This window comes from Streptomyces violens (genome assembly GCF_000717745.1).
Lineage (GTDB): Bacteria > Actinomycetota > Actinomycetes > Streptomycetales > Streptomycetaceae > Streptomyces > Streptomyces violens.
This window is the reverse complement of record NZ_JOBH01000007.1, coordinates 1-13,101: the sequence shown is the minus strand read 5'-3', so window position 1 is coordinate 13,101 and position 13,101 is coordinate 1. Positions and strand designations below refer to the sequence as shown.

Genomic DNA, 13,101 nt, shown 5'->3' with positions numbered 1-13,101 from the left:
CGTGCAGAGGCGGCCGGGGGCCGATGAGGGGCGCAGCCGCCCTCATCGGCCCCCGGCCGCTGCCGCTGCCGCCCGGGCGGCAGCGCCCTGCTTACGGCGGCGCCGGCGGTCGTGCAGGCGGACCGCCGCCGCCCACACCGGTAGCGCCACGCCCAGCCCGGCGCCCGCACCGAAGAGCGCCGTCGGCACATAGTCGAACCACGTCGCCGCCCCGCCGTACACCGCATGCGCGCGCAGCACCCGGTGTCCGGCCCCCAGCAGTACGCACGGCGTCAGCAGCGCGCAGCACAGCAGCCGCCCCCGATTGCCGAGCACGGGCAGCCCCTCGGGGACAGCGCCGGTCGGCGCCCGATGGAGCGCGGAGCATACGAACCACCCGAGGGCCACGAGCGCCACCGCCGAGGTGCCGTACTGCACGTACGCGTACACCGGCCACCCGGCGACCGGCTCCTGCAGTACGGGCAGCAGCCGGACACCCCAGCGCCCGGGGTGGGTGAAAGCGTCCCACACGACGTGCGTGAGCGCGCCGAGCACCGCGGAGTACCAGAAGCGCAGCGCGAACTGTCCCCGGGCCAGCCCCCGTCGCTGCCCTGGGCCGGTGACCAGCGCACCCACCCTGCCCCGCCACGCCGCCGGCAGCAGCGCGAGCAGCGGATCGCGCAGCAGCAGCCAGCACCCGACCAGGAGCGCCGCGCACAGCGTGTCCACGGTGAGAACACCGGCCGGCGCGTGCGTGAATTCTCCGTAGGTCATCGCACCCGGCACGACCGTGTCCGCGTAGTACGTCAGATCCGGCGCGAAGGAGCCGGCGACGAGCGCGGACACCAACAGCGGCCCGCGCGCCGTACCGTTGCGGCGTACGGCAGGCAGCACCGCTGCGGCATGACTCAGTGTGAACGGCATGATCCCTCTCCTGACCGGACCCGACCGTTGCAGATGATCGAGTGATCGATTCGAGGCAGTATGCCGGATGTGAGCAGACAGTGATGGCGAGCCTGGAACGGTAGCTGCGCGCGGGGAGTTGTCGTAGTGTCCGGTGCGTTGCAGCGCCGAGAGCGCGACGCCGTGCAGCCGGCGCGGTGGGTCAACACGGAGGGGGGAGTAGGAGACATGGCAGCCAAGTTCGGCCGACGGCTCCGCAAAGGAGCGGCCTCCAGTGTGGTGGTGGCGCTGGCCCTCGCCGCACTGACCGCCTCCCAGGCGCCCGACGCCGCGGACGCCGCCGGGAGTTCCCGCGAAGCCCCTCGGGGCGACACCCCCATCGACGGCGACTCCTCGTACTACACCGACCTGCCCCCGCTCGTCAGCCCGCAGCCGCCCGGCAAGGGGCAGGGCGGGGACGGCCCCATAGCCATCGGCCCCGCCGAGGCCGGCATACCGGCGACCGTGCTCGCCGCGTACAAGGAGGCCGAGGCAGCCCTCGCCCGCTCCCAGCCCGGCTGCAACCTCCCCTGGGAGCTGCTCGCCGCGATCGGCAAAGTCGAGTCCGGACAGGCCCGCGGCGGCGCCGTGGACGAGAACGGCACAACGCTCCAGCCCATCCTCGGCCCCCAGCTCAACGGCAACGGCTTCGCCCGGATCACCGACACCGACCGCGGCCGCTTCGACAACGACACCACCCACGACCGCGCGGTCGGCCCCATGCAGTTCATCCCCTCCACCTGGGCGAGGTGGGGCACGGACGCCAACGGCGACGGCGCGAGCGACCCCAACAACATCTACGACGCGGCCCTGTCGGCCGGCCGCTACCTGTGCGCGGCCGACCGCGACCTGTCGGTCCAGGCGGACATGAACCGCGCGATCCTCGGCTACAACCACTCCGAGGAATACCTGCGCACGGTGCTGTCCTGGTACGAGTACTACCGCAAGGGCACGCACGAAGTGCCCGACGGCACCGGCATCCTGCCGACCGGACCGCGCACCGGCGGTTCCGGCGCCGGGACCGGAGGCAGCGGCTCGCACAAGGCCGGCTCCGGGGGTGCGTCGAAGGGCGGCAAGGATCAGGACGGCTCCGGGAAGCAAACCGAGGGCGGAAAGGACGCCGACGGCACCCCGGGGAAGGACGGCGGCGGGACGGAGCCCGGCGGCACCGACGGCGGGACGAAGCCCGAGCCGAGCCCCGCGCCCGGCGACGGCCCGGGTTCCGGAGGCGGCTCGGGCTCCGAGGACGGCTCATCGCCCGGTACGACCCCGGGCGGCACCAACGAGTCGCCCACGCCGACGCCCCCGCCCTCCCAGCCCGCGCCCCTCGCCTCCCTGGAGCGCGTGGGCGACAAGGACGTGAGCGCCACCGCCGGCGAGACGTTCGCCGACCGGCTCCAGGTGCGCGCGAAGAACACCGAGGACCGCACGGTCTCCGGCGTGAAGGTCCAGTACGAGATACGCGGCGACGGCGACACCCGCTTCGAGGGCGGCGCCGCCAAGGTCACCGTGGCCACGGACAAGGACGGCGTCGCCACAGCCCCGGCCCTGGTCGCGGGGGAGAAGGCCGGGACGTACACCATCCGCGCGACGGCAGTGGGCCGTGCCGTGCCGGCCACCGACTTCAGCGCAACCGTCAAGGCCCCGCAGGCCGACGCCCTGGCCCGCACCTCCGACCAGAAGATGCAGGCCGCGGAGGGCGCCTCCTACACCGATGCCATCGAGGTGAAGGCGACCTACCAGGGCAAGGCCGCCGCCGGTGTGGCCGTCACCGCCACGATGATCGCCGGGGACGCCGCGGACCCGACCAAGGCCGAGCAGAACACCGAAGGCCCGTACTTCAAGGACGCCGAGGGCGCGCCGATACGCACGCTCACCGGCCTGAAGACCGACGCCGACGGCCTGCTGAAGCTGCCGGAGATCTTCACCGACAACCACTCCGGCACATACAAGCTCCGGCTCACCACGGCCGGCGGAGCGGTGCTCCTGGTGGACCTCAAGGTCGGCTGACGCCCGCACGGCATGAGGGGAGGGGCGCGGCGCTCAGGTGTCGCGCCCCTTCCGTATGCGGTGCCGTTCCGTGTGTTCTCATCTCCGCCGTCCGTTGCTACGGTGCCCCAGCCCTGACCATCTGACGCCACGTCAGGTGCCGTGGGGAGCCCCGCAGTCGAACGGAGGCCCAGCATGCGTGCCCTCACAGCAGCCGCGATCGGGCTGGCCGCTGCCCTCGCCCTGGTCTTCACCATGACGGCCATCGGCGCCCCCGAAGGGCGGACATCCCCCGAGCCGCTGCGGACCACCGTCCCCGAGCACCCCTGAGGGGGCCGCCGTCATGCGCCGTAAGGCCAGCCTCGTTCTGCTCGCCCTCGCCGTCTTCTGCACCGCCCTGGCCCCGCTGATGCGGTGGTACGCCTTCCCCCGGCTCGCCAAGATCCCACCGAGCCAGTACCAGGAGATGGTCCTGGAGGCCAAGCCCGCCACCCTCATCGACTACGGCACCATGAAGGCCGAGAAGGTCCCGAAGATCAGCATCGTGCAGACGCTGAAGGGCAACGTCGAAGCCTCCGAAAAGGTCGAACGCACGGCAGACCGCGACGTTGTCGTCTGGGACGCGCTGTCCTACGTGGCCGGTCCCGACGGCAAGATGGTCTCCGAGATCCCCGAGCGCTACATCTTCGACGCGCACACCCAGGAACCGGTGCACGCGAAGGGCGAGTCGGTCGACGGTGATCCGGTGCGCCGCGACGGCATCGAGTACAAGTGGCCCTTCCTCACCGAGAAGCGCGACTACAGCTACTTCGACGCCCAGACCCGCACCTCGGCGCCCATCCACTACAAGGGCACCCGCCGCTTCCACGGCCTCGACGTCTACTACTTCGAACAGACCATCCCCTGGACCAAGGTCCCGCTCCCCAAGAAGATGCCGGTCAAGGGCATCACCCCGGAAGCCGTCGAGAAGATGGGCACCACGCGCTGGTACACCACCAAGCGGATGTTCTGGGTGGAGCCGGTCACCGGCGCGCCCGTCAACGGCGAGGAGATCCACAAGGAGGAACTGCGCGGCGGCGACCTGCTGCCCGGCGGCGGCAAGGTCACCGCGTTCGCCGGGCACGTGAAGATGCGCGCCGACTACCTGGACGCCACCGTCGCGCTGGTCTCCTCCCAGCGCACCCTCGTCCTGCTCCTCACGAGCTACCTTCCCTGGGGCCTGCTCGCCACGGGCGCCGCGCTCCTGGCCATGAGCCTGTACCTGGAGGCGCGCGGCCGGCGCCCGGGAGGGTGCGCCACGGCCGCCTGAACGCCCATGGCACTTCTGTCAGCCCTGCCGCGCGCCGTCAGCGCCGTTGCATCCGGGCCTTCGTATGACGTGTCGGCTCGGCCGTCGCCGGGTCCTCGGGCCACGGGTGCTTCGGATAGCGGCCGCGCAGCTCCGCCCGCACGGAGCGGTAGCCGTCGCGCCAGAAGGAGGCGAGGTCGGCGGTGACGGCCGCCGGGCGCCCCGCGGGCGACAGCAGATGAACCAGTACCGGCACCCGGCCGCCGGCCACTCGTGGCGACTCCCGCAGCCCGAACATCTCCTGCAGCTTCACCGCCAGCACCGGCTGATCGCCGCCGTACTCCACCCGGGCCCGCGAACCGCTGGGCACCTCGATGCGCTCCGGAGCCAGCTCGTCGAAGCGCGCCGAATCGCCGCTCGCCCACGGCAGCAGCCGCGACAGCGCCTGGCCCGCGTCGATCCGCGCCAGATCGGCACGCCGCCGCGCCCGCCCCAGCTCCGGCTCCAGCCACTCGTCCCGGCGCGCCAGCAGCGCCTCGTCCGCGACATCCGCCCACGGAGCACCCAGCTCCCGGTGCAGGAACGCCATGCGCTCCCGCAGCGAACGCGCCCCCTCCGACCAGCGCAGCAGCCCGAGCCCTTCCCTGCGCAACCCGTCCACCAGCGCTTCCCGTACGAGCGCCGGGTCCGCGTCCCGCAGTGGCCGGGACACCAGCTCGATCGCGCCGAGCCGCGCCACGCTCCGCGCGACCACGTCGCCGTCCGCCCAGCCGACCTCCTCGGCCGAGGCGTACAGCGCCCCCGCGGCCGCCCGCGCGGTCTCCTCGTCGATCACGGCAGCGAGCCGCACCCGCGCCGACGCCGCCGTCACGGGCCGGTCCGCGACCGCCACCGCCAGCCACTCGGCGCTCCGCAGCCGCGACCCGCCACCGACCTCGGCGCCCGTCCCCGACGCCATCACGTACGAACCCTCACCGCGCTTGCGGGCCACCCGCTCGGGGAAGGCCAACGCCGCCACGACACCGGCCACGACGTCATCGCTCTCCCCACGGGCCTCCGTGGCGGCCGTGCCGGACGCCTGCGCACGACTGTCGGAGGCTTGCGCGCCGCCGTCCGGGGCGCCCCCGGTACCCGACGCGCCGGACAGGGCCGAGGCCAGCCGCCGGGACTCCTGCCGCCACCGGGCGGCGTACGCGTCCCGCCCGCGGCGGGCCGTGCGCCACGCGTCGGCGAGATCGTCGCCGTACTCGCGCGGTGGCTCCTCGCTCAGCAGCGCGACGACCTCGGCGGCCCGCCGGGCGCCGACCTGCTCCGCGCCGTCCAGCAGGGCCCGCGCCAGCCGCGGATGCAGGCCGAGCTGGGCCATCCGTACCCCGCGCTCCGTCGCCCGCCCGGCCGCGTCCACCGCGCCCACCGCGGTCAGCACGTCCCGCGCCGCCGCCATCGCCCCGGCCGGCGGCGCGTCCAGCAGCGCAAGGCCCGCAGCGCCCGGGTCGCCCCAGCACGCGGCCTGCAACGCGAACGCCGTCAGGTCCGCGACCTTGATCTCCGGGGACGGGAAGCGCGGCAGCCGCCCGTCCTCACCCTCCGACCAGCAGCGGTAGACCACGCCGGGCGCCTCGCGCCCAGCCCGGCCGCCCCGCTGCCGCGCCGCCGCCTGCGACGCCCGCACCGTCGTCAGCGCGCTCAGCCCCCGGGCGTGATCCATCCGCGGCTCGCGCGCCAGCCCGCAGTCGACCACCACGCGCACCCCGGGCACCGTCAGACTCGACTCCGCCACCGACGTGGCCAACACGATCCGCCGCCGGTCACCCGAACCGGCCAGCACCGCGTCCTGCACGGCCGCCGGCGCCCGGCCGTGCACCTGCAGCACCTCGACCCCGGCAGCGCCCTGATCCGCAAGCTGCCCCGCCACCCGCGCGATCTCGCCCACGCCCGGCAGGAAACACAGCACATCCCCCTCCCGCTCGCGCACAGCCCGCCGCACCACCGATGCCACATGCGTCAGCAGCGCCGGGTCCACCCGCATGCCGTGCGCCGGACGCACCGGCCGCTCCGGCGGCGCCCACACCGTCTCCACCGGATGCGACACCCCCTGCGCCGCCACCACCGGCGCGTCCCCCATCAGCCGCGACCAGCCCTCCGCGTCCGTCGTCGCCGACGCCGCCACCAGCCGCAGCTCCGGCCGCAACGCCTCCCGTACGTCCAGCAGGAACGCCGCCGCCGTGTCCGCGTCGAGATGCCGCTCGTGGCACTCGTCCAGTACAACGATGTCCACGCCCGGGAGTTCCTGATCACGCTGGAGCCGCTGGAGCAGGACGCCCGTCGTCACCACCTCCACGACAGTGCGCGCCCCCACCGCACGCTCCCCGCGCACCGTGAACCCCACGCGCTCGCCCACGTGCTCCCCGAGCAACCACGCCATCCGCCGCGCCGCAGCACGCGCCGCGATCCGCCGCGGCTCCGCGACGATCACCCTGCGTACGGGCGCGCTGTCTTCCGTCAGGCCCGCCAGTGCCAGGGGTACGAGGGTCGTCTTGCCGGTACCCGGAGGCGCGCACAGGACGGCGGTCCCGGCGCCCTCCAGCGCCTCCTGAAGGGCGGGCAGCGCGGACCGTACGGGCAGAGCATCGAGTTCATCGCGGCGGATCACCCGCCCAGTGTCTCGCGGGGCAAACGGCCCACCGGAGGCGCTGTGCCGCGGCGCCTCCGGAGCGAGCTCCGGGACGGCCTACAAGGACGGCAGCCCGCCTACGGGTCCCGTCGGCACACGAAGATGGCCGTGCCCGGGATCAGCCCGCCCCGAAGTGGCGACCAGCCACCCCACTCCTGGGTGTTCCACGCCGGCCACTCCGGCTCGACCAGGTCCTCCAGGCGGAAGCCCGCGGCCACCACGTCACGCACCCGGTCACCCAGCGTGCGGTGGTGCTCGACGTACACCGCGTTGCCCTGCTCGTCCTGCTCCACGTAGGGCACGCGGTCGAAGTACGACGCCGCGACGGACAGCCCCTCGGGGCCGGGCTCATCCGGGAAGGCCCAGCGGATCGGGTGCGTCACCGAGAAGACCCACCGGCCACCCGGCCGCAGCACCCGGTGCACCTCACGGAAGACGCGTACCGGATCGGCCACGAACGGCACCGCCCCGTACGCCGAGCACGCGAGATCGAAACTGCCGTCCGCAAAGGGAAGCACCCCGGCGTCGGCCTGTACGAGAGCCACCCCCGGCGCCTCCGTACCCTGCGCCGGGAGGTCCCCGCCGATCCGGAGGGCGTGCTGCAGCTGCCGGTGCGAGAGGTCCAGCGCCACCGGGTGCGCCCCCTGCGCCGCCAGCCAGCGCGAACACTGGGCCGCGCCCGCACCGATCTCCAGTACGCGCAGCCCCTTGAGCTCGGCGGCCGGCCCCAGAAGACCGGCCTCTGCCTCGTCCAGCCCCTCCGGCCCCCATACGAAGCGGTCGTCCCCCAGGAACGCGCCGTGCTCGCTCTGGTACTCGTCGGCGTTGCGGTCCCACCAGCCGCGACTGGCCCGGCTGCTCTCCGCCTCCCCGGTGGTGCGGCGTACGGCCTCGGCGTCGTCCCAGGCCGCGGAGTCGGCCCCGCCCTCCGTGCCGCCGGGGACCGGGGAGCCGGTCGCCGTGGCCGTGAAGCCGGTGACTGCGGAGTCGTCGTGTTGGTTCATCGCGCCCGTCGTCGTATTGTTCGTTAAAGCTTGTAGTTTCTGAGGTTCACGGGGCCGGCTGGTCGCAGTCCTGTGAGGATCTTCGTCAGGCCCCTGTGGCCTGCGACGACAAGGCCGAGCGGTTCTTCTCACGTTCGGCGTGTGCCGGTTATGAGGCGATCCGCCCGCGGTGTGGGCCTTCGCGCATTGACCGTGTCCGGCTGCCCCCGTATGCTACAAGTTGCGCTGCGGGCCTGCGCACCTCAGACGGAGCAGGTCGCGCTTGCATCTGTTGCATGTCCCCTCGGTTTCGAGGCGCTGAACCGGATTTCTCGGAAATCCGGGAGCGCGCCTCATTGCTGTCGACTTCTGCAGAAGCGATAAAGGCTCTCGGCGTAGCAGTACCTACGACTTCAATGTCCGTACCGGAGCCCTTTCCCACATGACGAGCAGCACCGAGACCACCGCCACCACCCCGCAGGTTGCGGTCAACGACATCGGTAACGAGGAAGCCTTCCTCGCCGCGATCGACGAGACGATCAAGTACTTCAACGACGGCGACATCGTCGACGGCGTCATCGTGAAGGTCGACCGGGACGAGGTCCTGCTCGACATCGGTTACAAGACCGAAGGCGTCATCCCCAGCCGCGAGCTCTCCATCAAGCACGACGTCGACCCGAACGAGGTCGTCGCCGTCGGTGACGAGATCGAGGCCCTGGTTCTCCAGAAGGAGGACAAGGAAGGCCGCCTGATCCTCTCGAAGAAGCGTGCCCAGTACGAGCGCGCCTGGGGCACCATCGAGAAGATCAAGGAAGAGGACGGGATCGTCACCGGTACCGTCATCGAGGTCGTCAAGGGTGGTCTCATCCTCGACATCGGCCTCCGCGGCTTCCTCCCCGCCTCCCTGGTCGAGATGCGCCGCGTCCGCGACCTTCAGCCCTACGTGGGCAAGGAGCTCGAGGCCAAGATCATCGAGCTGGACAAGAACCGCAACAACGTGGTCCTGTCCCGCCGTGCCTGGCTCGAGCAGACCCAGAGCGAGGTCCGCCAGACCTTCCTCACCACCCTCCAGAAGGGTCAGGTGCGCTCCGGCGTCGTCTCCTCGATCGTCAACTTCGGTGCCTTCGTGGACCTGGGTGGCGTTGACGGTCTGGTCCACGTCTCCGAGCTGTCCTGGAAGCACATCGACCACCCCTCCGAGGTCGTCGAGGTCGGCCAGGAGGTCACGGTCGAGGTCCTGGACGTCGACATGGACCGCGAGCGCGTGTCCCTGTCGCTCAAGGCGACCCAGGAAGACCCGTGGCAGCAGTTCGCCCGGACCCACCAGATCGGTCAGGTCGTCCCGGGTAAGGTCACCAAGCTCGTTCCGTTCGGTGCGTTCGTCCGCGTCGATGAGGGCATCGAGGGCCTGGTCCACATCTCCGAGCTGGCCGAGCGCCACGTGGAGATCCCGGAGCAGGTCGTCCAGGTCAACGACGAGATCTTCGTCAAGGTCATCGACATCGACCTCGAGCGCCGCCGCATCAGCCTCTCGCTGAAGCAGGCCAACGAGTCCTTCGGTGCCGACCCGTCGGCGGTCGAGTTCGACCCGACCCTGTACGGCATGGCCGCGTCCTACGACGACCAGGGCAACTACATCTACCCCGAGGGCTTCGACCCCGAGACCAACGACTGGCTCGAGGGCTACGAGGCGCAGCGCGAGGCGTGGGAGAACCAGTACGCCGAGGCGCAGCAGCGCTTCGAGCAGCACCAGGCCCAGGTCATCAAGTCGCGCGAGGCCGACGAGCAGGCTGCGGCCGAGGGCGCTGCGGCGCCGGCGGCCAGCGGTGGCCAGGGCGGCGGCGGCAACGTCTCCGGCGGCTCGTACTCCTCGGAGTCGGCGGACAACTCCGGCGCCCTGGCGTCGGACGAGGCCCTTGCCGCGCTCCGCGAGAAGCTGGCCGGCGGCCAGAGCTGAGCACGCTCACCGCTAGGCGCTAGCCGATAGCGACACGAAGGCCCGCTCCCTTTGGGGGGCGGGCCTTCGTGGTGTCCGGGCGGGTGTCTGGCCTTCTGACTGCCGCCCGGCTGTTCGGCCTTCTGTATGCCGGCTGTTCGGCTTTCTGTATGGCCGTTCGGCTGTGGCGGCAGGCACCGCCCCTGGCAGCCGCCTGACACCACCTCAGCGGCGGTCCGGACGGGGTGCCGCTCTCGCCGCGCCCTGAACGTTCCTGCAGGCCGCGTCCAGTTCGCCGGTGACCGCCTCAGCCACACCGACGCCTGGCAGCACGGCGCGTTCCTCTCGGCGCGAAAAGTAGTGACGCCGCTGCACGAGCGGGTGATGACGTAAGGACCGGGAATGCCCGAGCCGCGTACCGCGTTGTGCGGGGCGGACATCGAGGAGGAGCGGTCACTGTGTTGGATCCCCAGGATTTGTACGAATGGGAGCCGAGCGGGCTCGCGGCGGTCGACGCGATAGCCTCCCGCGACTCCGCCGGGCTGGTGCTCCTGTACCACTTCGACGGCTACATCGACGCCGGCGAAGCCGGTGACCAGATTGTCGAGTCCCTCCTGGAGGGACTGCCGCACCAGGTCGTCGCCCGCTTCGACCACGACCGGCTGGTGGACTACCGGGCCCGCCGCCCGATGCTCACCTTCGACCACGGCCAGTGGTCCTCGTACGAGACGCCCAGCATCGAGCTGCGCCTCGTCCACGACGCCACGGGCGCGCCCTTCCTGCTGCTCTCCGGTCCCGAACCGGACGTGGAATGGGAACGCTTCACGGCGGCTGTACGAGAGACCGTCGAGCGGCTGAACGTACGCCTCTCGGTCAGCTTCCACGGCATCCCGATGGGCGTCCCGCACACCCGCCCGGTCGGGATCACCCCGCACGGCAACCGCACCGACCTGACCCCGGGCCACCGCGACCTCTTCGAACAGGCGCAGGTCCCCGGCAGCGTCGAAGCGCTGATCGAGTACCGCCTCGCGGAGGCCGGACACGACGTGCTGGGCGTCGCCGCCCACGTACCGCACTACGTCGCGCGCTCCGCCTACCCGGACGCCGCGCTCACCGCGCTGGAGACGGTCACCGCCGCGACCGGCCTGGTGCTGCCGAGCGCCGCGCACACCCTGCGTACCGAAGCGCTGCGCACCCAGGAGGAGATCGAACGGCAGCTCTCGGAGGGCGACGAGGAGCTGGTCGCGTTGGTCAGCGGCCTTGAGCACCAGTACGACGCGGCGGCCGGCGCCGAAACCCGCGGCAATCTTGTGGCCGAGCCCGCCGAACTCCCGTCCGCCGAGGAGATCGGCCGTGAGCTGGAAGCCTTCCTGGCCGACCGGGAACGGGATATGGGGGACGGGGGCATATAGGGAACGCTGGGAGGGGGCGGGGCGTTTGACGGGGTGGAGGCGTTGACGGGGGTGATTGGCGGGGTGGGGGTCCGCGAGGGGGAGTTGTCCGGCGCAGGCCGGTTCGGGGCCGGACGGGGCGGGTCCGGCTCTGGGCGGGGGCCGGGGCGCCGTATAGCGTGGGGCCCATGGTGAAGGTGGGGCTTACAGGCGGCATCGGTGCAGGCAAGAGCGAGGTGTCGCGGCTGCTCGCGTCGTACGGCGCGGTGATCGTGGACGCGGACAAGATCGCGCGGGAGGTCGTCGAACCGGGGACGCCCGGTCTCGCCGCCGTCGTCGAGGCGTTCGGTACGGATGTACTGACGCCGGACGGCACACTGGACCGGCCCAAACTGGGCGCCCTCGTCTTCGCCGACTCCGACAGGCTCAAGGCGCTGAACGCCATCGTGCACCCCCTCGTCGGCGCCCGCTCCGCCGAACTGGAGGCCGCGGCCGGCCAGGACGCGGTGGTCGTCCACGACGTACCCCTGCTGACCGAGAACGGCCTCGCGCCCCTGTACGACACGATCGTCGTGGTCGACGCCGCCCCCGAAACCCAGCTGCGGCGGCTCGTCACGCTGCGCGGCATGACCGAGGACGAGGCGAAGGCCCGCATGAGTGCCCAGGCCACCCGGGAACAGCGCCTCGCGATCGCGGACTTCGTCATCGACAACGACGGTCCGCTGGAGGCCCTGGAGCCGCAGGTGCGTGAGATCTGGGAGCGGCTGCGGGCCCGCTGAGGCCGAGCGGTAGCCTCACGCCATGACTGCTTCCGATCTTGTCCCCGCCTCGTTCGTCGTCAATGTCCCCGGCATCCCGGACGCCGAACTGGAGCCCGAAGCGCTCGACCCGGACCAGATCGTCTCCGGCGAACCGGTCGTCACCGGCAAGGTGCTCTGGGAGTCCCCGGACGGCAAGCAGGTCCGCGGCATCTGGCAGATCACGCCGGGCGTCGTGACCGACATCGAGGCCAACGAGCTGTTCGTGGTGGTCTCCGGCCGCGCCACCATCGAGGTCGAGGGCGGCTCGGTCCTCGAGGTGGGCCCCGGGGACGCTTGCTTCCTGCGGGAAGGGGACCGGACTCGGTGGACGGTGCACCAGACGCTGCGGAAGGCGTATCACATCAGTTTGTAGGGGGGTTGGGCTTGGGCCTCTTGCGGGATTCGTTGGGGGAGTTCGCTGTGTGGCGCTGAGCGTCGCTGATGGGGCGCCCGGGCGTGCAGCCAATGCTGTGGCGGGCGTCGGGAATGCGGTGACGGCCGGGCTTGTTGTGCCCCACGTAGCGACCGGGCGGTCGGCGATACGGGCTGCCCGTCGGCGATGAACCACCTGCTCGTGGCGAGTCGCCGGTACACAAGCCGCCGGTACCCCAACGGTATGCGGTGAGTCCGTACGTGTCGGAGAGGAGACGGCCGTGACCGAGCGCACCCCCGAGACGCACGTCATCGACTTCCGGGCAGCCGAACAATTGCTGTCCGCGCGCGATCCACGGGGCGCGGTGAAACTCCTGGACCCGGTCATCGCCGCTCATCCGGAGAACACCGCCGCCCGACTGCTACGAGCCCGCGCCTTCTTCCTGGCCGCTCAACTGCGCCCTGCCGAGCTGGAGTTCCAGGTAGTCCTGGAACGCGAGCCCGACAACGCATTCGCTCACTTCGCCCTGGCCCGCACCCTGGAGCGCGCCAACCGTCCGGAGGAGGCGCTGCGCCACTTCCGACTCGCCGCCGCGCTCGACCCGCGCCCGGACTTCATCGAAGCAGCACGTTTTCCGTTGCAGGGGGATGATGCGGGGGAGTGAGGGCGGGGGCTGCTTTTTCTAGGGCTGGGCCGTCCGCCTCCCGGGGCCCACCCCCCCGCCCCCCACCCCTCCTCCCCCCGAT

General features: G+C 71.9%; 11 protein-coding genes and 1 pseudogene. 9 read left to right on the top strand and 3 right to left on the bottom strand.

What is annotated here, in order from left to right:
- Positions 1-42: 42 nt before the first annotated feature.
- Positions 43-903 (bottom strand): DUF4184 family protein, encoded by an 861-nt coding sequence (locus IF04_RS0114725; RefSeq protein ID WP_030256220.1) that lies wholly within the window; start codon positions 901-903, stop codon positions 43-45.
- Between the two features lie 207 nt (positions 904-1,110).
- Here IF04_RS0114725 and IF04_RS0114720 point away from each other — a divergent pair, with 207 nt between their 5' ends.
- The 3 genes from IF04_RS0114720 (at position 1,111) to pgfA (ending at position 4,219) form a co-directional block, all read left to right on the top strand.
- Entirely contained in the window at positions 1,111-2,931 is a 1,821-nt protein-coding gene (locus IF04_RS0114720) for a lytic transglycosylase domain-containing protein (protein ID WP_030256217.1), read from the top strand.
- Between the two features lie 174 nt (positions 2,932-3,105).
- Positions 3,106-3,240 (top strand): SPW_0924 family protein, encoded by a 135-nt coding sequence (locus IF04_RS38280; protein WP_106975605.1) that lies wholly within the window; start codon positions 3,106-3,108, stop codon positions 3,238-3,240.
- Positions 3,241-3,253: 13 nt separating this feature from the next.
- Positions 3,254-4,219, top strand: a complete 966-nt coding sequence (gene pgfA / locus IF04_RS0114710; RefSeq protein ID WP_030256214.1) for a cell envelope lipid trafficking protein PgfA — start codon at positions 3,254-3,256, stop codon at positions 4,217-4,219.
- A 37-nt stretch (positions 4,220-4,256) separates the two neighbouring features.
- On the opposite strand, the gene hrpB is transcribed toward pgfA, so the two are convergent.
- Together hrpB and IF04_RS0114700 are read right to left on the bottom strand one after the other, a co-directional pair.
- A complete protein-coding gene (gene hrpB, locus IF04_RS0114705) occupies positions 4,257-6,851 on the bottom strand; it encodes an ATP-dependent helicase HrpB (RefSeq protein WP_030256210.1) in 2,595 nt (864 codons plus the stop codon).
- Positions 6,852-6,949: 98 nt separating this feature from the next.
- Positions 6,950-7,876, bottom strand: coding sequence for a class I SAM-dependent methyltransferase (locus IF04_RS0114700; protein WP_245654409.1), 927 nt, complete (start codon positions 7,874-7,876; stop codon positions 6,950-6,952).
- A gap of 421 nt (positions 7,877-8,297) precedes the next feature.
- Between IF04_RS0114700 and rpsA the strand changes: the two genes are divergently transcribed.
- From rpsA to IF04_RS0114675, 6 genes and pseudogenes are all read left to right on the top strand, one after another.
- The gene (gene rpsA / locus IF04_RS0114695; RefSeq protein WP_030256205.1) at positions 8,298-9,812 is read left to right on the top strand and encodes a 30S ribosomal protein S1; all 1,515 of its coding nucleotides are present in this window, start codon (positions 8,298-8,300) and stop codon (positions 9,810-9,812) included.
- A 164-nt stretch (positions 9,813-9,976) separates the two neighbouring features.
- Positions 9,977-10,184: pseudogene (locus tag IF04_RS39755) on the top strand (amino acid oxidase); the annotation flags it as partial.
- Between the two features lie 65 nt (positions 10,185-10,249).
- Entirely contained in the window at positions 10,250-11,203 is a 954-nt protein-coding gene (locus IF04_RS0114690; RefSeq protein ID WP_030256202.1) for a PAC2 family protein, read from the top strand.
- A gap of 167 nt (positions 11,204-11,370) precedes the next feature.
- On the top strand, positions 11,371-11,961 hold the full coding sequence (gene coaE / locus IF04_RS0114685) for a dephospho-CoA kinase (protein ID WP_030256200.1): 591 nt from the start codon (positions 11,371-11,373) through the stop codon (positions 11,959-11,961).
- Between the two features lie 22 nt (positions 11,962-11,983).
- Positions 11,984-12,355 carry a cupin domain-containing protein gene (locus IF04_RS0114680; RefSeq protein ID WP_030256197.1) on the top strand — a complete coding sequence of 124 codons (372 nt, stop codon included), beginning with the start codon at positions 11,984-11,986 and terminating at the stop codon, positions 12,353-12,355.
- A 280-nt stretch (positions 12,356-12,635) separates the two neighbouring features.
- Positions 12,636-13,019 carry a tetratricopeptide repeat protein gene (locus tag IF04_RS0114675; protein WP_030256194.1) on the top strand — a complete coding sequence of 128 codons (384 nt, stop codon included), beginning with the start codon at positions 12,636-12,638 and terminating at the stop codon, positions 13,017-13,019.
- The last annotated feature ends 82 nt before the right edge of the window (positions 13,020-13,101 follow it).

Excerpts from the sequence above, each read along its gene's own strand:
- IF04_RS0114725 (WP_030256220.1), bottom strand. The coding sequence starts at position 903 with ATGCCGTTCACACTGAGTCATGCCGCAGCGGTGCTGCCTGCCGTACGC.
- IF04_RS0114720 (WP_030256217.1), top strand. The coding sequence starts at position 1,111 with ATGGCAGCCAAGTTCGGCCGACGGCTCCGCAAAGGAGCGGCCTCCAGT.
- IF04_RS38280 (WP_106975605.1), top strand. The coding sequence starts at position 3,106 with ATGCGTGCCCTCACAGCAGCCGCGATCGGGCTGGCCGCTGCCCTCGCC.
- pgfA (WP_030256214.1), top strand. The coding sequence starts at position 3,254 with ATGCGCCGTAAGGCCAGCCTCGTTCTGCTCGCCCTCGCCGTCTTCTGC.
- IF04_RS0114700 (WP_245654409.1), bottom strand. The coding sequence starts at position 7,876 with ATGAACCAACACGACGACTCCGCAGTCACCGGCTTCACGGCCACGGCG.
- rpsA (WP_030256205.1), top strand. The coding sequence starts at position 8,298 with ATGACGAGCAGCACCGAGACCACCGCCACCACCCCGCAGGTTGCGGTC.
- coaE (WP_030256200.1), top strand. The coding sequence starts at position 11,371 with ATGGTGAAGGTGGGGCTTACAGGCGGCATCGGTGCAGGCAAGAGCGAG.
- IF04_RS0114680 (WP_030256197.1), top strand. The coding sequence starts at position 11,984 with ATGACTGCTTCCGATCTTGTCCCCGCCTCGTTCGTCGTCAATGTCCCC.